Genomic DNA, 17,137 nt, shown 5'->3' with positions numbered 1-17,137 from the left:
GGGAGTTTCCCCCGGTCCGTAGGCGGTTACTGACCGACCTTGGCATTCCAGTCGGCAAGCCAGCCGTCACGATTGTCGAGCGAGATGGACGAGGGGATCAGCTTGAGGTTCTTCACCGTCTCCTCGCCATAGGTGATGTTCTGGGCCACTTCGTCGGAAACACGGACTTCGGCATTGGCGGGGCTGTCCACCAGCCTTTCCGCCAGTTTCGTCTGTACCTCGGTAGAGAGCCAGAAATCCATGAACTCCAGCGCCAGATCCCGATTCTGGGAACCCTTGGTCACGATCATGACGTTCATGCCTCCCGTCTGCCCTTCTTTCGGTGTCGCCCAGGCGAGGGGCAGGTCCAGCTTGGTAAAGGGTGCCCAAGAGAAGCGTCCGATGGGGGCGGCCCAGATTTCCTCCTGCTGCATGAGCTGCACGAGCTGCGAGGATTTGACGTAGAAGGTCACGATCTCGTCGCGCTTAGCGCCCACCGCTTCGATCGGCGCCTTCAAATCCGGTGTGTCCTGCCCGAGCGCGATGCCAAGCATATAAAGTGCGGGCGGCCCCTGGTTGGTGGTGACGTTCGGAAAGGCCACGTGGGAGACCACATCGTCCTTGAGCAGATCCGCCCAGGACTCGATCTTCATCTTGTCGGTCCGATAGACGATGGAGGTCGCGTAGAAGGTGTAGCCCACGCTCATCCCGTCGCCATTCGGATCCTTGGCGATGTCGTAGAGCTTGTCGTGGTTGGAGAGCTTTGCCGTGTCTATCGTGTCGGTCAGGCCCGCGCGGCTGGCCTGCAGGGCGTCGGCCATCGAGACCACCGCCATGTCGATCACCGGCTTGGCTTTGTTTGCCTCCATCTTCGCCAGGCGCTCGACGCTGTTGCCGGTCTCCACGACGAGCTTGCAGCCGCATTTGGCCTCGAACGGATCATAGACCAGTTCCTTGAACTCATCCTGCGCGAAGGCATAGACGGAAATCGTCAGCGTCTTTTCCTGCGCGTGAGCGGCAGAAAGGCTGAGGGCAAGGGCGGTGGCAGAAGCCAGGGCGGTCCGCAGTTTCATTGATATCTTCCTCCATGCTGGACGGTTTTTATATTGGCAGTACCGGCGTCGCTCGCCCGTGCCGTCGTCTGGCGCACGACAAGTGTCATGGGCACCCGCTCCAGAGCAGGTGCGGCCAGCTTGACGGAGCCGAAGGACAGCGGCCTTTCCGGGGTGGCGAGGCTGTGCTCTATCGCATCGGTGAGGGCGGTGATTGCCCGCTCGGCGATCAACGGCAGGTCCATCCGCACTGTCGTGAGTGCGGGCCGGACGACGGAGGACCAGAGCAGATCGTCGAACCCCGAGACGCTGGCCTGCTCGGGCACGCCGATACCCGCGCCCAAGAGTTCGGTGAGCGCGCGGATGGCCAGCAGATCGGAGACGGTGGCGAAAGCAGTGAAGCCTTGCGCGAATTTCTCTGCCAGCCGCAGCGGCTGGCCCGGCTCACCCTGCCGTTCGATCCGCTCCGCCCACATCACCTCGACGACGTGCGGATGACAGGATCGCATGCCACCCACCCGATCGTTCTGCACATTCGAGGTTGGGTCGTTCCCCAGGATCAGCACCTTGCGATGACCGAGAGACAGCAGATGCGACATGACGAGCCGTCCCCCCTGCCAATGGTCTGCAGACACCGTGTTCCCTGGTGTTGAGGGGCTGTCGATCACGGCGACCGGGCTGCCGATCTCCGCGATCCGGCTGCCGCGGCGCGGAACCACGACGATCCCGTCCACGCCGCGTTCCAGCAGGCGCTCGATGGCTTCCGTCTGCATGCTCACGTCATCACGGGCATCTGCAATCAGAACGGCATAGCCGACATTTGCGGCGGCCTGCTCTATGGCGCGGGCGATCTGCGGAAACAGCGGATTGGAGATGTCCGGGAGCACGAGGCCGATGACATGAGACCGCCCCGTCCGCAACGCCCGCGCTGCCCGCGCAGGCACATAGCCCATCTCGGATGCGGTCGCCTTGATGCGCTCAGCCACCTCAGGCGACACGCGGCCCTTGCCCGACAGCGCGTTGGAAACCGTTGCGACCGATACATTCAGCCGGGCCGCGATCTGAGTAAGATTGGGACGGATGCGGGGGGCAGTCACCGGCGGTGCCATGGATGATTAAACGATTAAGCACGGGTAGACGAAACAGTTCCCCATGTCGAGCTTTTTTGATGACGGCGAAGCGAAAGGGACGCGGCTTTGAGACCGTGCCGCGCAGCGCTCTCCCGGGCAGCCGCTGCGCGAGAACGTGTCGGCAATGCTGCCCGGGACCACGCTTGTTGCGAAGTGAGAGGTGCGAGGCCACAGAACCCGATGCTACAGGCCCACCCCACTCACCTGCGTCCCGCTCAAACTCGCTGAAGGAAGGGCGAGTACCGTAAGTACCATCATGCCGGGGATGTAACCGGCCACTTCCCTATGCCGCATTGACGGCAAGTCGACCTGCCCCCGAAAGGCGTTCATTCCGTATTGTCAGAGAGAAGCCGCGGGGAGCACTCCAAGGCGAGCAGACTTCGCTCTTCGCAGCGGGCCGCGCTCTTTCTCCCGTTAAATCGACTGTTGTCTTCGTCCCGAAAGCGTTGGCGGAGGGTGCGCGGTCTGCCCCGTAGCGACGCGGAAACCGGGGGCCTGTATTTTCAACGTGACGGAAACTTGGAAATGCCCGCCTCAATACCATCATGAGGAAGAACAACCCTTCCCGTGGAATCCCAATGTTCAGAAGCTTCCGGATCAACCCGCCAGTTTTCTTTGGGTCGCTGGCCGTTATATTCCTGTTTCTTGGCATCGCAATCGTGCTTCCCGGAGAAGCCGCCGACATTCTTGTCAAGGTGCAGAGCTGGATCCTGAGCCGCTTCGGCTGGCTCTATCTGCTGGCCGTTGCGGTATTCCTCATATCACTGCTGATCCTCTGCATCGGGGAGGGGGGCAATCTTCGGCTTGGGCCGGACGAATCTACCCCCGACTTCAGCTTCTCGGCCTGGGTCGCAATGCTCTTTGCTGCGGGCATGGGTATTGGTCTGATGTTCTATGGGGTGGGGGAGCCGATGACCCATTTTCTCGCTCCGCCCACCGCCGTACCCCAATCCGTGGCGGCGGTCCGGGAGGCGATGTCGGTCACGTTCTTCCACTGGGGCATGCATGCCTGGGCAGTCTATGCGGTCGTCGGGTTGTCGCTCGCCTATTTCGGCCACCGTTACAATCTGCCGCTGACGATCCGGTCCGGCCTCTATCCGCTGCTGAAAGAGCGGATCAACGGGCCGATCGGGAATGTGGTTGATATCTTTGCGGTCGTCGGCACGATCTTCGGCCTCGCCACGTCGCTCGGGGTCGGAGTGGCCCAGATCAACGCCGGACTCCACTACCTGATCGGCCTGCCCATTGGCTTGTCGATCCAGATCCCGATAATCCTGGTGGTGACAGCGCTTGCGACCGTCTCCGTCGTAAGCGGGCTCGACAAGGGGGTGCGTATCCTTTCGGAGTGGAACCTCATCATCGCCATCCTGCTGATGATCTTCGTTCTTCTGGTCGGCCCCACTGCTGAGCTTTTCCGCGACTTCGTTCAGAATATCGGGCTTTACCTTGATGCGCTGGTGCTGCGCACCTTCAACACCTACGCCTATGAGCCGACGCCATGGATCGACGCATGGACACTGTTCTATTGGGCATGGTGGATTTCCTGGTCCCCTTTCGTGGGAATGTTCATCGCCCGGATCTCTCGCGGGCGGACTGTCCGGGAGTTCGTGCTCGCCGTCCTGTTCATACCCTCCGGCTTCACGTTCTTCTGGATGACGGTGTTTGGAAATACCGCGATTTTTATTGATACAACGATAGCGAACGGGGATCTGGGACGGGCCATTGCCGACGATGTATCTGTCGGGCTGTTCCAGTTCTTCAGCTATCTGCCCCTTCCCGCAGTGACCTCTGCGCTCGGCGTGTTGCTGGTGGGGGTGTTTTTCGTGACCTCGGCGGACTCCGGCTCGCTCGTGATGGATACGATCGCCTCGGGTGGGGAGGAGGACACGCCGGTGGTGCAACGGGTATTCTGGTGCGCCTTGTCCGGCATGGTCGCCGCCTGCCTGCTGGTCGCGGGCGGCCTCAGTGCGCTTCAGTCGGCGACCATTGCGAGCGCGCTGCCCTTCACCTTCGTGATGCTGGCGCTCGTTGTGGGGTTGCACATGGGGATGCGCTCGGATCTTGCGCAAAAACGGCTGAGAACAGCGCGACGCCCTGCCGCGCCTGCCATTGGCGTGACATGGCAGAAACGGCTCGCTCTGCTCCTTCATTCGCCGGCAGAGGCGGAGGTGCAGCGTTTCATCACGCGGGACGTTCGCTCCGCTCTGGATGACGTGGCTACGGAGCTGACGCGCCGCGGCAAGGCGGCCACCGTTCAGGACGCTGAAGGGGGTGGGGTCGAGCTTCGCGCCCCGGCGGACGACATGCGTGACTTCGTCTATGGCGTGGGACCGGTCGCACAGCCGCTACCCTCCTTTTCCGCACGCGGCATCGGTCACCCCGATTACCGCTATGAGGCGCGAACCTACTTCTCCAGCGGTAGCGAAGGCTATGACGTCATGGGGCTGACGCGCGAGGCGCTGATCGCCGATGTGCTGGTCCAGTTCGAGCGGTATCTGCTTCTGCTCCAGCGCCCGGAATCGCATCTCATGCACGCCGCACCCGAACACGCTGCGGAGCGCCCTGCGGAAGGGTGAAACGCGGCGTTTCCAGTACCGGCGTTATCTCTGCCGCCGTTGTCCGACCCAGCGTCCCCACTCCGCAGGCGTTCCGGCAAAGGCGTTGAGATCAACCCGCCCGTTCACGCCCGGTACGACGCCCGTGCCGGTATACTGCCAGAAAGTCCACCTTTCGTCGGGATAGCGTTCAGAGGGATGATCCGAAACGGCGCGCAGCCAGAATTCATATCCGGCGAGCGCGCCAAGGTCGTTGTGCGCATAAAAATCCGGCGTGGTATAGATGACGGGCGAGGTGCCGTAGTGGCGGGTAATGATCGCCGCGAACTCCCGGATGTAGGACCGTACCGTGGCGGCATCCGGCCTGCGGCGGCACGTGGGGGAGGTATGGTTCCATTCCATATCGAGCACGGGCGGCAGATCGCCCTCTCGTCGCGGCACGTTGGCAATGAACCATTCCGCCTGCTCCCGCGGCGTCCGACAGAAGTAATAGAAGTGATACGCGCCGAGCGGGACGCCTGCCCGTCGTGCCGGTTCGGCATTGACGGCGTAGCCCGGGTCCAGAAAATCTGCGCCTTCCGTCGCCTTGAGCCATGCAAAGCTTACCCCGCTTGCCGCAACCTGATACCAATCGATGCGTCCCTGATACCGTGAGGCATCAATGCCGTGTACGCGATAATGGGCGGGTGACAGGCCGGACCACTCATGAGGCCTGGTGTCTCCGAAGGGCCGGGGAATGCCGGGGGCGGCGTAGTTGCTCACCTTGAGCGGAGCGGGGCTTTCGAGCCGTCCGCCGTTGTAGTCCTGGGCAGTCTCGGGCCTGCCTCCCCCGCAGGCTGTCAGCATCACCATTGCGAGGGCAGCCATCATCCGCGGCAGCAATGCCCGCTTTCTCGCCCCGTCCATATCCCACCCCATCGTTTTGGCGCATGATAGCCTTTCGGGGCGGTGCATCCAGCGCCGTTATAGCGAGGCACGCCACTTGTTGAGGTGCTTCCCACGAGAACCGCAGTTTCCGCTCCCGGGACCATGGGGCTTACGGCGCGAGCGCTAAGGCGGTAATGCTACCCTTGCCCAGCCGTTTTCCGGCTTCGGCCGGCCCCGCCCTTTCCACCTCGACGGAAGACAAAGATGACCAAGTATTGCCTGACCGTTGCCTGCCCGACCGGCCGCGGCATCGTCGCTGCCATCGCCACCTATCTGTCGGATAACGGCTGTAACATCACCGACAGCTCGCAGTTCGACGATGCGCAGACGGAGCGGTTCTTCATGCGGGTGAGCTTCACTTCGCAGGAGGGCGTCAGCCTCGCCGCGCTGGAAGAGGGGTTTGCGCAGACCGCACAGGCCTTTGCGATGACCGCGAAGTTCCATGATGAGGCTGAACGTATGAAGGTCGTCATCATGGTGTCGCGCTTCGGGCATTGCCTGAACGACCTGCTCTACCGCTGGCGGATCGGGGCGCTGCCGATAGACATCGTGGCGGTGATCTCCAACCACATGGATTATCAGAAGGTGGTCGTGAACCATGACATTCCCTTCTACTGCATCAAGGTTACCAAGGAGAACAAGCCTGAGGCAGAGGCGGAGCAGATGCGCATCGTGCGTGAAACGGGGGCGGAACTGATTGTGCTGGCCCGTTACATGCAAGTGCTGTCTGACGAGATGTGCAGGGCGATGTCGGGGCGGATCATCAACATTCATCACTCCTTCCTGCCGTCTTTCAAGGGGGCCAATCCCTACAAGCAGGCCTATGAACGCGGGGTAAAGCTGATCGGCGCCACCTCCCACTATGTCACCGCCGATCTCGACGAAGGCCCGATCATCGAGCAGGACACAATCCGCGTGACTCATGCGCAGTCGCCTGAGGATTATGTCAGTCTGGGCCGCGATGTGGAGGCGCAGGTGCTGGCCCGCGCGATCCACGCTCACATTCATCGCCGTGTGTTCCAGAGTGGAAACAAGACGGTTGTCTTCGCAGCATCGCCCGGCAGTTATGCTTCGGAGCGGATGGGGTAGCAGGTAACCCCCGCTGGGCTGGGATCGACTATTCTGCAGCCCCAGGATTGTTACGGGCGCCGGCATCCCGGCGCTTCAGGGCAGCGATGACTGCCTGAAGGGTGGTCGCCCGTGCGACGATCTGCCGATATGTCGCGTCGATCATCCAGATCCTTGGAACAACAGCCTCGGTCGCCAGACGATCCAGCCGTGACAGGACACCGCTGTCGCTCCAGCGGTTGGGAAGGGTATTGTGAGGGCGCATCTCGCCAACCCATTCGAATGGACGAAGATCACCCACCAGAGCCCGCGGATCATCACCGTCCGGTTTGGGAAAGACGGCGCGAGCCTTTCCCCCAGCGCATCCGTCAGCCAGCAAAGATTGCTTATCCATCGGTCTCCCTGCAGAGCCTTGAGCCATGCTGAGCGAACAAGATCAATGAGGCCTGACCCTCAGGGACGTGTGAGGCCGGTCAGGAAAACCTCCAGAAGCAGCTGAGATCGGGTGGGATCGGCGCCCGGTCCGTAGGACAACCCGATGAGGATACGCATGAGATCTTCGGGCGTCACATCCGGGCGCATGCTGCCCGCAACCACGGCCCTCGCGTGCAGGGAGGCCAGCGCTGATCGCATGCGCGCCGACTGCTCCGAATAAAACGGCGCCGCAGGATCGATCACCGGGGCGAGCGCGGCGATCATCCCCTTCTTGGTCGCCATCATGTCGAGCGCGGCCATCATCCAGCGGCCCAGACCTTCCTCCGCCCCCATCGCCTCTGCCAGCCGCACAAGCTCTTCGACCTCCCGCTCATAGACGGCCTGATAAAGCGATTCCCGTGTCGGGAAATGCCGGTAGAGCGTGCCGATCCCCAATCCGGCCTTGCGGGCAACGGCTTCCAGACTTGCGCCCTCGGCACGAAAGACCTCGCGCGCGGCGACGAGCAGACGCTCACGGTTGCGGATCTGGTCCGTGCGAGGTTTTCTTGCCTTCGGCCCACTCTCGCCCATCTGTTACCCGTTGCCTCTTTCCCGTTGCAAAACGGAGGCACCCTCCGTATAAACAGATCATGGCCTCGCGCCACCCGACTTCCCGACAGCTTACCGCCAGAGAGGGAAAGATGACACATAGCCTTCATCTCACCATAAACGGAATGGCGCAGACGATTGCGCTCGACGATCCGCGCGTCACGCTGCTTGATCTCCTGCGGGAGCGGCTTGGCCTGACCGGCACCAAGAAGGGCTGCGATCGTGGCCAGTGCGGGGCCTGTACGGTTCTCATCGACGGGCGGCGGATGAACAGTTGCCTGAAACTCGCGCTGAGCTGCGACGGCGCGGAAATCGCCACGATAGAGGGGCTTGCCTCGGACGACAGGCTGCATCCGGTTCAGGCGGCCTTCATCGAGGCAGACGGGTTCCAATGCGGCTACTGTACGCCTGGGCAGATCATGTCGGCCGTCGCTCTCATCGCCGAAGCGGAGGCGGGGCTGGACCCGGAACGCGTGCGGGAGGGGATGAGCGGCAATATCTGCCGCTGCGCCGCCTATGCCGGGATTACCGAAGCAGTGCTGGAGGCCACGCGGCAACTCTCCGCGGGCGCCGAAAGGAAATCGGCATGAGACCCTTCGACTACAGTCGCGCCGCGACGCTGGAGGAGGCGATGGCCGCGGGGCCGGGCGCAGCCCTTCTTGCAGGGGGCACCAATCTTCTCGATCTCATGAAGCTCGATGTGGCCCGGCCCGCCTCGCTCATTGATATCGGTCACCTTCCGGGTCTCGACCGGGTGGAGGAAGCGGAGGGCGGTTTGCGGATCGGCGCGCTGGTGCCGAATGCCGATCTGGCGCGGAACACTGCTGTGCTGGCGCGCTATCCCGCCGTGGCAGAGGCGGTTCTGTCGGGCGCTTCCGGTCAGCTTCGCAATGCCGCGACCACCGGTGGCAACGTGATGCAGGAGACCCGGTGCAGCTATTTTCAGGACGTGCTCTCTCCCTGCAACCGGCGGGAGCCGGGGACGGGTTGCGGCGCCCTTGGCGGTGTGACGCGAAACCACGCCATCCTCGGTTGGACGGAGGGCTGTATCGCAACCCACCCCTCCGATCTCTGTGTGGCGCTTGCCGCCTATGACGGGGTCGTCGAGATTGCCGGGCCGGGAGGCAGGCGCGAGGTGCCGATGGAGAGCTTCCACCCGCTCCCCGATGCGGAAGGGGCGGGCCCGCCGCCGCTCGCGCGGGGGGAGATCATCACTCACGTCCGTCTGCCTGAGTGCGGGGCAATGGCGCGGCATGCCCGCTATGTGAAGCTGCGGGAGCGTACCTCCTTTGCCTTTGCCATCGTTTCTGCCGCCGCCGCTCTGGATGTGCGGGAGGGCCGGATCATGGCGGCGCGGCTGGCGCTCGGCGGGGTTGCGGCCCGCCCCTGGCGCTGCCGGGAGGCGGAGGAGGCGCTGGAGGGCACCGCTCCGGGAGAGGATACCTTCACCGCGGCGGTTGCCCTCTCTTTGGCCAACGCCGCGCCATCAGGTGACAACGCGGCAAAGATCGTGCTGGCTGGACGGATCGCAGTTCTCGCGCTCAGCCGCGCCGCTCTGGGAACGCCCGACCGGCTTCCAGCCCTCCCGGCATCCGTTTTTGAAGGAGATGCCCCATGACCGACGTGCTTCCCCTGCAGGGCCATGTGCGGCTCGGCTCCAACGCGGGTCAGTCGATGACGCGCCGCGATGGTCTGCTGAAGGTCACGGGCCGCGCGCCCTATGCCGCCGACAGGCAGTCCGAAGGGCTGCTTCATGCGGTCGTCGCCACTGCGGGCATCGCCCGGGGACGTGTCACGCGGCTGGACACCGAAGCGGCTGAGGCACATTCGGGCGTGGTCAAGGTCTATACACCCCGGAACCGTCCACCGCTCGCCAAGGGACCTGACGAGAAGATCCATGGGTTTGCCTGGCGCATGGAAGCCCTTCAGGATGACACGGTGCGCTATGCCGGTCAGCCCATCGCTCTGGTCGTCGCAGAAACGCTTGAAGCCGCGATGGAAGGGGCGCGGCTCCTGAACCCCGCATATGAAGCACAGCCGCCCCGGATGGGGTTGGACGGCGGCGTTCCCTATACTCCGAAAACCGTCGGCATCGGCGGCGAGCCCACTCTAGAGGCCGGAGATATGGAGGCTGAACGCGCCCAGGCATCGCGGCATTTCGGCACCACGGTGGAGACACCGGCACAGTATCACAACGCCATGGAACCGCACGCGATCACTGCGGAATGGAAAGGCGACCGGCTGGAGATCGACACGCCAAACCAGGCGATCGGATTGGCAAAGATCAGCTTTGCGACCTACCTTGGGATCAATCCCGACAATGTCCTGATCCGTAGCCCGTTCCTGGGCGGCGGCTTCGGTTCGAAGGCGCTCCTTTTCGGCGCTCAGCTTCTGACGGTGCTTGCGGCGAAGGATCTGGATCGACCGGTGAAGCTCGCGCTGCGCAGGGACCAGATGTACGGCCCCGTCGGGCACCGGCCTGCAACCCGGCAGACGCTGCGGCTCGATCTGGATGACTCGGGCGAAATCCGGGCGCTTGAGCACCATACGGTGTCTGCCGGCTCGACATTCGATGACTTTCTCGAAAGCGCGTCCAATGCCTCTCACAGCGTCTATGCCACGCGCGCGCTCAGGACGACGCATGGTGCAGTCAGCGCGGATACCGGGACGCCGGGGCCGATGCGCGCACCGGGGGAGGCCTCTGGCTCGGCAGCGCTGGAGGTGGCGATCGACGAGGCCGCGTTTGCGATGGGCATCGATCCGCTGGCCTTCCGCCTGAAGAATTATGCCGAGACGGACCCGGCTTCCGGCCTGAATTTCTCCTCCAAGGCGCTCAGGGAATGCTATGCCGGCGCGGCTGAGGCTTTTGGCTGGCACGACCGTCCTCTGCAGCCCCGGCAGATGCGCGCAGGCAGGCTGCTGAAGGGTTGGGGCATGGGCACTGCCCAGTTTCCCTGCCCGATGTTTCAGGCTGCCGCCCATGCGACGCTGCACGCGGATGGGCGGGCCGTCGTTGAAACGTCTGCCGCGGATATGGGGCAGGGGGCATGGACGGCGCTGGCGCAGATTGCCGCGGACGGGCTGGGGATAGATATCGCGCGGCTGGAATTCCGCTCTGGCCAGTCCGACCTTCCGGATGCGGGCGTGGCGGGGGGATCGGGGCATACCGCGACGGCGGGCACTGCGCTCTTCAATGCCGGAGCCGATGTGGTGCGCCAGCTCGCCGATCTAGCGGTGCAGGATCCGGCGTCTCCGCTCTTCGGTGCGGGCAACGCCGGGGTGACGGCGCGCGATGGGCGGCTGTGGCGCAATGATGACGATGCCCGGAGCGAGGCCTATGAGGACATCCTCGCCCGTGCGGGGCTGGACCTGCTGCGGGGCACAGGCTCGGGCAAGAGGGAGGCCGCGGCCGGTGAGGCCCGCGCGATGTTCTCTCATGGTGGGGTATTCGCGGAGGTGCTGGTTGATCCCGATCTGGGACAGGTTCGCGTGACCCGGTTGATCGGAGCGTTCGCGGCAGGCCGCATCATCAATCCGCGCCTTGCCCGCAGCCAGCTTCTCGGCGGCATGATCTGGGGCATCGGCTTCGCCTTGCAGGAGGAGGCGATCCATGACGCCCGCACGGGGCGTTTCACGAATGCCGACCTGGCCGGATATCATGTCCCGGTGAATGCCGACGCCCCCTTCGTGGAAGCGATGACGGTGCATGAAGACGATCCCTTCGTGAATGCGCTCGGCATCAAGGGAGTGGGAGAAATCGGTATAACAGGGACTGTAGGCGCGATCGCCAACGCCGTCTGGCACGCCACCGGCGTGCGGCCTGCAAGGTTCCCGATCCATCCAGAGAGCCTGATCTGACGCCATCGTGAGATTGCGGTTATGAGTTATGCATCTGCAGCAAGTCAGACTTGCTCAAAGGGTCACTTGCAATCTGCAAGCGGATGGACGAAATAAGTCCCACAGCACTTCGGTGCTAAGGGTTTCCCAAGGCTCACTCCTCCTCCCCGAGCCTCGGAAAATGGCGGCGACCCCCTCCTCCTCCCTGGGGTCGCCGCTCCCCTCCCTCCCGCCCTCAGACAGATACTTGTGATGAGACTACGACTTCGGGCGTAGAGCGTCGTAATCATTGATCCGCAAGCCATTGGCCAAGCGAGGGTCGCCACGCTCCATTTCGCCCGACAAACGGTTCTGCAGCGGCCAGCGCATTCAGCACGGCCTCCTCCGTCGCCTCGGCGGCGGCGCGAAAGGCGATGTCGATCTGCTCCTCGGCCAGTACGCGTGACAAGCGGAAGGCAGGACCGTCATGTGGCACCGGATCTGCCGTGCTGAAGGCCAGCGAAATATCGCCGCTGCCGTTGCCCCAGAAGCTCCCCAGCCGTGCCAGCCCCGCTCCCGCCCGGCGAGCGATCCGGGTGAGTTGTCGGCTTTCCAGCGGCAGGTCTGTCGCCAGCAGGATGATGACCGAGCCCCGCTCCGGCACCGCAGGCGTCATGCCCTCGGGACGCGGACGCCGCCCATCTGGCAGGACAAGATCGCCGGCATTGCCGAAATTGGCCTGCACCAGCGCGCCCAGAGTGAATCGCTCTCCCGCGATCTCCATCACGCGGGAAGCAGTTCCTGTGCCGCCCTTGAAGCCAAAGGCAGTCATGCCAGTTCCGCCGCCCACGGATCCCTGTTGGACCGGCCCGCCCCGCGCGGCATCGAGAGCAGCCTCCGCATCTGCCTCCGTCACGGCAAGCGCCCGGATGTCGGAAAGCACCCCGTCATTGCATTCGCACACGACGACGTTGACAGTCGATGTTTCCCGCGCGATGGCGGGATCATTGGCAAGCGCCCGCCGGATCAAGGCCGTCGTGCAGGTGCCCACCGCGAAGGTGTTCGTGAGCAGGACCGGACTTTCCAGAGTGCCGAGTTCCTCCACCTGAACCAGCCCAGCCGACTTGCCGAACCCGTTGATGACAGCAACCCCCGCCCGAAGCTTTTCTCGGAACATATTGCCCGGATGGGGCACAACTGCCGTTACCCCCGTATTTATCTGCCCGACGCGGATCGTTCTGTGCCCAACCATGACGCCGGCTACATCAGTGATCGCGTTGAACGGGCCGTGGGGGAGAATACCGGGGACGATCCCGAAATCACGGATGAGCATAGGATCCTCTCCGAGGATGGCCTGCCGCGACCACGCATTGCAGGAGGGTCTGTCTCCTCACCCTCTGCGGCGCATCGAAGGTCGAACGACGGACCGTGTTCATTGACACTGACGTTTTGCAGGAAGCAGATACGGCCTGCAACCTCCCGTGCGAAGTGCATCCCATGCAGGACGAGCACAGGGTAACGAGCCGCCGCCGACAGGATCGAGAGGAAGGGCTCCGTGGTTGTGGGCCAGTTGTCCACTCCTCCTGAAAGAAGGCGGTGAGAAAGATGCCCTGGCGTGTAGCGGCCCCGCCGAAGAAGCCCTGATCCATGCGGAGAGGCAATCGAAGGGGAGTATCGAGGTACTGACACACGGCGCTTGTTCGAGATCAGCGCAACCTCCGGTAAGCACTTCGCGGTGCGGGCGACACGGATGTTCCCGGAGGGATGCGGATACCACCCTGGGCCCTTCGGCTCAGGCAGAAGGGAGCGCTTTGACCTAACTGGAAGTGGCGTTTCGAGCGATCCCATGTCAGATGGTTACCGATCAGGCCATGTGCACAGACGCCGTTTCTGCCCCCTTGGACAAGGCGATTTCGGAGCTTTACAGAAAGGCCGGGACTATCGCTGCCACGACGCTCCCGCCTCGTCCTTCAAAGCATCAGGTAGGGCGGCGCAGGGGCGCCGGGCCCGGCGCGGCTTCGGCTGGTCTGGCAAGCGCGCCCATGCGATATGTGCGGGACGGCCACCGCCCGGATTCACGAAATAGGCGGTAAGATGACGCAATGCCCGCCGGTCGAAAGCGGTTTTCGTTGGCAGCAAGGAGAGTGACCATGGCGAAAATGATCCATTCCATGATCCGGGTGAGGGACGAAGCGCGGTCTGTCGATTTCTACAACCGAGCCTTCGGGCTGAAAGTTGCGGACCGGCTGGATTTCGAAAGCTTCACACTGCTCTACCTCGCGAATGCCGAGAGCACGTTTGAGCTTGAGCTGACGGTGAACAAGGGGCGGGAAGAACCTTACGAGCGTGGCAACGGTTATGGCCATCTGGGTGTTTCCGTCGATGATGTCGTCAGCGAGCATGCGCGGTTGACGCAGCAGGGTTTTGAGCCCCGAAAGCTCGTCGATTTCGCGCCGGGGGGCGAGGTGATTGCGAAGTTTTTCTTCATTCAGGATCCGGACGGTTACGAAATAGAGGTGCTGCAGCGCGCCGGACGTTATCTGTAGTGATGATGCGACAAGGGTTCACCGCGGCGGCGGATGCCTTGGGGTGCCACCGTAATGTTGCGACACACGGGTGACGACAAGCCGTAGGGCTGCGCTCCGCATGGCTTGCAGCACGCGGGACCACCCGGCGTGCTGCTCATCCGTGCAGCAGGGGCGGATGGCCACAGGGATGATAGGTCAGGGATGTGGATCTGGTTGCTGGAGACTCATGTGCTTAGACCCTAGGCTCTGGCCCTGGTCTGGATGACGCGCGACACCGGCCAAGACCGGCTGGAAAGCCGGTCCTGTGCCAGAGCCGGCGAGGCCCTGGATACGGCGAGAGAGACGCGCCCGTATGACGACGGGGGCGCAAACTGCTCGACAATGCGGCAGCCGGCGGGGCCTGTTCGATTGGATGATGCGCGTTCCGGGTTCAGGATTGTCGTGCAGACGGCGCTCCGTCTGGCCAGTTTGTGTTGAAACCGGCAGTTGCAGGGCATGCTGCCGGGCGCCGGTTCAGCGGCATTTGTTCATCGCATCGAGAGCAAGATTCACGAGCCGGGGATAGGCCTGCACCCGCTGCGCGGCATTGGCGGAGGCGGCTTGCCCGCGCGCGACGCGGCCTTTGATCCCGTGGAAGATCGCCGCCATGCGAAAGAAGTTGAACGCGATATAGAAGTCGTAATGCGGCAGGTCGCTTCGGCCAGTGTTTCGGCAATACATCGTGATATACTCCTCCTCCGTCGGCAGGCCGAGCGCCACGGGATCCCGCCCGCCGATGCCTGCCACGATGTCCTGCGGCATGCGGTACATCATGGCGTGATAGGCAAAATCCGCCAGCGGATGGCCAAGCGTGGAAAGCTCCCAGTCCAGCACGGCGAGGATGCGGGGTTCCGTTGGATGGAAGATCATGTTGTCGCAGCGGAAATCCCCGTGGACGAGACTCGTTTCGTCTCCCGGAGGTATGGCCGTCGGTAGCCACTCGACGATCCGATCCATTCCCGGATCCCGTCCGGCATCGGTATCGGCGAGGTAGGATTTGCTCCAGCGGGTGATCTGCCGCTCGAAGTAGCTGGCGGGCTTGCCATAGTCGGCCAGCCCGATCGCGGCATAGTCCAACCCGTGAAGGCGGGCAATGGTCCGGTTCATCTCCTCGTAGTAGGCCCGCCGCTCCGCCTTCGGCAGTTCTATGAACCCCGCGTCCCAGAAGATGCGCCCCTCCACCAGTTCCATGACATAGAACCAGCTGCCGATGACGGTCTCATCCATACACAGGCCATGAACATGCGCCACGGGGAAGCCTGCACCTCCCAGTGCCTTGAGTATCCGCGCTTCCCGGTCCACCGCATGCGCACCGGCTGCGAGTTGCCCAGCCGGTTTCCGGCGGAGCACATAGTCGCGGTTCGGCGTGTGGAGCCGATAGGTCGGGTTGGACTGACCGCCGTTGAACTGAAGTACCGTCATCGGGCCGGCAAAATCCGGCACGTTTTCCGCCATCCAGCGGCTCAGGGCCGCTTCGTCGAAGTGGAAGCCCTCCCGCACCGGTCCTGCGCCGAGATTCGCGTCGCCGCCCGTCGTGCTCATACCGTCTGCCTTTTCTTCCAGTCGCGCTTGATCTTCTTGGCGAGCGACCATTTGTGTACCTCCGTCGGCCCGTCATAGATGCGAAAGGCCCGGATCTCGCGGAAGACCTGTTCGACGATGGTATCTTCGGTGACCCCCCGACCCCCCATCATCTGCACGCAGCGGTCTGCGACCCGCATCAGTGCCTCCGACACCGCGACCTTGGCCATCGAACTTTCCGCCGTGCCAAGAGTGCCGGTGTCCAGCACATCCGCGCACCAGTAGATCATCAGCTCGGCCTGCTTCAGGTCGATCATGTTCTCCGCCAGCATGAACCCGACACCTTCATGGTCGATGAGCGGCTTACCGAAGGCCATGCGGCGGTTGGCATAGGTCGTAGCGATCTCGTTCGCCCGGACGCAGGCGCCAAGCCAGCGCATGCAGTGGCTGAGCCGAGCAGGGGACAGACGGACCTGCGCGTAGCGGAAACCCTCCCCGCTCTCACCCAGCATCTGATCCGCGGGCAGGCGGAGATTGTCGATCCGCACCGTGGCATGGCCTCCCGGCATCGAGCTGTCGATGGTGTCCAGCACCCGCTCTATCCGAATGGCCGGGTGGGGAAGGTCGACGAGAAACATGCAGGCGCCCTCGTCCGATTTCGCCATGACGATGCCGACGCCCGCACCGTCCGCTCCGGTGATGAAGGTCTTCCGCCCGTCGATGACCCAGTGGTTGCCGTCAGGCCGGCAGGTCGTCAGCATCATCGACGGGTCCGATCCCGCGCCGCCATCCTCTGCAGGTTCGGTCATCAGGAAGCAGGAGCGTTTCTCTCCCTCGATCATCGGCTGAAGGAACTGCGTCTTCAGCGCGGGGGAGGCGACATGGCCCAGCAGATACATGTTGCCCTCATCCGGCGCTGCGGTGTTGCAGGCCAATGGGCCAAGGGGCGAGAGCCCGGAACGGATCAGAACCGCCGCCGTTTCCCTCTGCGTCAGATGGCTCCCGTCGGGCAGGATATGCGGGGTGAGTACCCCCGCCTGACGGGCCAACCCCTTCAGTTCCGTGACCAGCTCATCCTTCGGCCCGTGCGACGTGCGGCGCGGATCCTTCTCATACGGCGCGACAATATCCAGGACGAACCGCTCCACCCGGTCCGCCATGTCCAGCGCCCGGTCGGACAGTCCCGCACGTTCGAGTGTATGTGTCATGTTCATCTCCTTCCGCTGTCGAGCCGGGGCCTCAGCGTTTGATTTGCCTGAGACCTTATCAAAGGAAATATTGTCAGACAATCTGTAGTGGCATAGGACGCAGACCGGCGCAGTTGCACGGAGACATGTTTGTAATAGGAGTGGGGCGCGAGCCGGTATGTACGGCATCGCTTAAGCGCCCTTCGAAGTGGCCTTTATCGATCCGCGGGGCTCGGTGCCTGACCGCCGGTCAGGCGATGAGACGTGGTCCGTCGAGGATCGAGTACACGGGCCGTCCGGCCGCTGAGCGCA

14 protein-coding genes are annotated in these 17,137 nt (G+C 63.4%); 6 read left to right on the top strand and 8 right to left on the bottom strand.

The window, feature by feature from the left end:
* Window positions 1–26: 26 nt before the first annotated feature.
* Both CN97_RS09655 and CN97_RS09650 read right to left on the bottom strand, forming a co-directional pair.
* Entirely contained in the window at window positions 27–1,052 is a 1,026-nt protein-coding gene (locus tag CN97_RS09655) for an ABC transporter substrate-binding protein (protein WP_035710512.1), read from the bottom strand.
* The gene (locus tag CN97_RS09650) at window positions 1,049–2,128 is read right to left on the bottom strand and encodes a LacI family DNA-binding transcriptional regulator (RefSeq protein ID WP_035710589.1); all 1,080 of its coding nucleotides are present in this window, start codon (window positions 2,126–2,128) and stop codon (window positions 1,049–1,051) included. Before CN97_RS09650 ends, CN97_RS09655 begins: the two co-directional genes overlap by 4 nt.
* A gap of 611 nt (window positions 2,129–2,739) precedes the next feature.
* On the opposite strand from CN97_RS09650, the gene CN97_RS09645 reads away from it, so the two are divergent.
* A complete protein-coding gene (locus tag CN97_RS09645) occupies window positions 2,740–4,737 on the top strand; it encodes a BCCT family transporter (RefSeq protein WP_035710510.1) in 1,998 nt (665 codons plus the stop codon).
* A 24-nt stretch (window positions 4,738–4,761) separates the two neighbouring features.
* Here the strand turns inward: CN97_RS09645 and CN97_RS09640 are convergent, their stop codons facing one another.
* Window positions 4,762–5,622 carry a glycoside hydrolase family 25 protein gene (locus CN97_RS09640; protein WP_248700077.1) on the bottom strand — a complete coding sequence of 287 codons (861 nt, stop codon included), beginning with the start codon at window positions 5,620–5,622 and terminating at the stop codon, window positions 4,762–4,764.
* 225 nt (window positions 5,623–5,847) lie between these two features.
* Here CN97_RS09640 and purU point away from each other — a divergent pair, with 225 nt between their 5' ends.
* Window positions 5,848–6,732 carry a formyltetrahydrofolate deformylase gene (gene purU, locus CN97_RS09635; protein ID WP_035710507.1) on the top strand — a complete coding sequence of 295 codons (885 nt, stop codon included), beginning with the start codon at window positions 5,848–5,850 and terminating at the stop codon, window positions 6,730–6,732.
* A gap of 28 nt (window positions 6,733–6,760) precedes the next feature.
* On the opposite strand, the gene CN97_RS20635 is transcribed toward purU, so the two are convergent.
* Both CN97_RS20635 and CN97_RS09625 read right to left on the bottom strand, forming a co-directional pair.
* Complete coding sequence (locus CN97_RS20635) at window positions 6,761–6,976, bottom strand: hypothetical protein (RefSeq protein ID WP_131389661.1); 216 nt, start codon at window positions 6,974–6,976, stop codon at window positions 6,761–6,763.
* 188 nt (window positions 6,977–7,164) lie between these two features.
* Entirely contained in the window at window positions 7,165–7,716 is a 552-nt protein-coding gene (locus CN97_RS09625; protein ID WP_035710495.1) for a TetR/AcrR family transcriptional regulator, read from the bottom strand.
* A gap of 110 nt (window positions 7,717–7,826) precedes the next feature.
* Between CN97_RS09625 and CN97_RS09620 the strand changes: the two genes are divergently transcribed.
* Genes CN97_RS09620 through CN97_RS09610 form a run of 3 tightly spaced genes read left to right on the top strand, consistent with a single transcriptional unit; the run spans window position 7,827 to window position 11,592 of the window.
* Window positions 7,827–8,324 carry a (2Fe-2S)-binding protein gene (locus CN97_RS09620; protein ID WP_035710485.1) on the top strand — a complete coding sequence of 166 codons (498 nt, stop codon included), beginning with the start codon at window positions 7,827–7,829 and terminating at the stop codon, window positions 8,322–8,324.
* Entirely contained in the window at window positions 8,321–9,352 is a 1,032-nt protein-coding gene (locus CN97_RS09615) for an FAD binding domain-containing protein (protein WP_035710482.1), read from the top strand. Before CN97_RS09620 ends, CN97_RS09615 begins: the two co-directional genes overlap by 4 nt.
* Window positions 9,349–11,592, top strand: a complete 2,244-nt coding sequence (locus CN97_RS09610; RefSeq protein WP_035710481.1) for a xanthine dehydrogenase family protein molybdopterin-binding subunit — start codon at window positions 9,349–9,351, stop codon at window positions 11,590–11,592. Before CN97_RS09615 ends, CN97_RS09610 begins: the two co-directional genes overlap by 4 nt.
* Before the next feature lie 265 nt (window positions 11,593–11,857).
* Here the strand turns inward: CN97_RS09610 and CN97_RS09605 are convergent, their stop codons facing one another.
* Window positions 11,858–12,883, bottom strand: a complete 1,026-nt coding sequence (locus tag CN97_RS09605) for a DmpA family aminopeptidase (RefSeq protein ID WP_035710477.1) — start codon at window positions 12,881–12,883, stop codon at window positions 11,858–11,860.
* Between the two features lie 817 nt (window positions 12,884–13,700).
* Here CN97_RS09605 and CN97_RS09600 point away from each other — a divergent pair.
* The gene (locus CN97_RS09600; RefSeq protein ID WP_035710470.1) at window positions 13,701–14,096 is read left to right on the top strand and encodes a VOC family protein; all 396 of its coding nucleotides are present in this window, start codon (window positions 13,701–13,703) and stop codon (window positions 14,094–14,096) included.
* Between the two features lie 495 nt (window positions 14,097–14,591).
* Here CN97_RS09600 and CN97_RS09595 read toward each other — a convergent pair whose 3' ends face one another.
* Window positions 14,592–15,659 carry a phosphotransferase family protein gene (locus CN97_RS09595; RefSeq protein ID WP_035710462.1) on the bottom strand — a complete coding sequence of 356 codons (1,068 nt, stop codon included), beginning with the start codon at window positions 15,657–15,659 and terminating at the stop codon, window positions 14,592–14,594.
* On the bottom strand, window positions 15,656–16,846 hold the full coding sequence (locus CN97_RS09590) for an acyl-CoA dehydrogenase family protein (RefSeq protein WP_035710454.1): 1,191 nt from the start codon (window positions 16,844–16,846) through the stop codon (window positions 15,656–15,658). The genes CN97_RS09595 and CN97_RS09590 overlap by 4 nt, the downstream gene beginning before the upstream one ends.
* Window positions 16,847–17,137 lie beyond the last annotated feature (291 nt).

Source organism: Haematobacter massiliensis, from assembly GCF_000740795.1.
Classification (GTDB): Bacteria; Pseudomonadota; Alphaproteobacteria; order Rhodobacterales; family Rhodobacteraceae; genus Haematobacter; species Haematobacter massiliensis.
This window is presented reverse-complemented; position numbering and strand designations above follow the sequence as displayed.

What these genes read in the sequence shown, in the direction of transcription:
- CN97_RS09655 (WP_035710512.1), bottom strand. Translation starts at nt 1,052, where the DNA reads ATGAAACTGCGGACCGCCCTGGCTTCTGCCACCGCCCTTGCCCTCAGC.
- CN97_RS09645 (WP_035710510.1), top strand. Translation starts at nt 2,740, where the DNA reads ATGTTCAGAAGCTTCCGGATCAACCCGCCAGTTTTCTTTGGGTCGCTG.
- CN97_RS09640 (WP_248700077.1), bottom strand. Translation starts at nt 5,622, where the DNA reads ATGGACGGGGCGAGAAAGCGGGCATTGCTGCCGCGGATGATGGCTGCC.
- purU (WP_035710507.1), top strand. Translation starts at nt 5,848, where the DNA reads ATGACCAAGTATTGCCTGACCGTTGCCTGCCCGACCGGCCGCGGCATC.
- CN97_RS20635 (WP_131389661.1), bottom strand. Translation starts at nt 6,976, where the DNA reads ATGCGCCCTCACAATACCCTTCCCAACCGCTGGAGCGACAGCGGTGTC.
- CN97_RS09625 (WP_035710495.1), bottom strand. Translation starts at nt 7,716, where the DNA reads ATGGGCGAGAGTGGGCCGAAGGCAAGAAAACCTCGCACGGACCAGATC.
- CN97_RS09620 (WP_035710485.1), top strand. Translation starts at nt 7,827, where the DNA reads ATGACACATAGCCTTCATCTCACCATAAACGGAATGGCGCAGACGATT.
- CN97_RS09615 (WP_035710482.1), top strand. Translation starts at nt 8,321, where the DNA reads ATGAGACCCTTCGACTACAGTCGCGCCGCGACGCTGGAGGAGGCGATG.
- CN97_RS09610 (WP_035710481.1), top strand. Translation starts at nt 9,349, where the DNA reads ATGACCGACGTGCTTCCCCTGCAGGGCCATGTGCGGCTCGGCTCCAAC.
- CN97_RS09605 (WP_035710477.1), bottom strand. Translation starts at nt 12,883, where the DNA reads ATGCTCATCCGTGATTTCGGGATCGTCCCCGGTATTCTCCCCCACGGC.
- CN97_RS09600 (WP_035710470.1), top strand. Translation starts at nt 13,701, where the DNA reads ATGGCGAAAATGATCCATTCCATGATCCGGGTGAGGGACGAAGCGCGG.
- CN97_RS09595 (WP_035710462.1), bottom strand. Translation starts at nt 15,659, where the DNA reads ATGAGCACGACGGGCGGCGACGCGAATCTCGGCGCAGGACCGGTGCGG.
- CN97_RS09590 (WP_035710454.1), bottom strand. Translation starts at nt 16,846, where the DNA reads ATGACACATACACTCGAACGTGCGGGACTGTCCGACCGGGCGCTGGAC.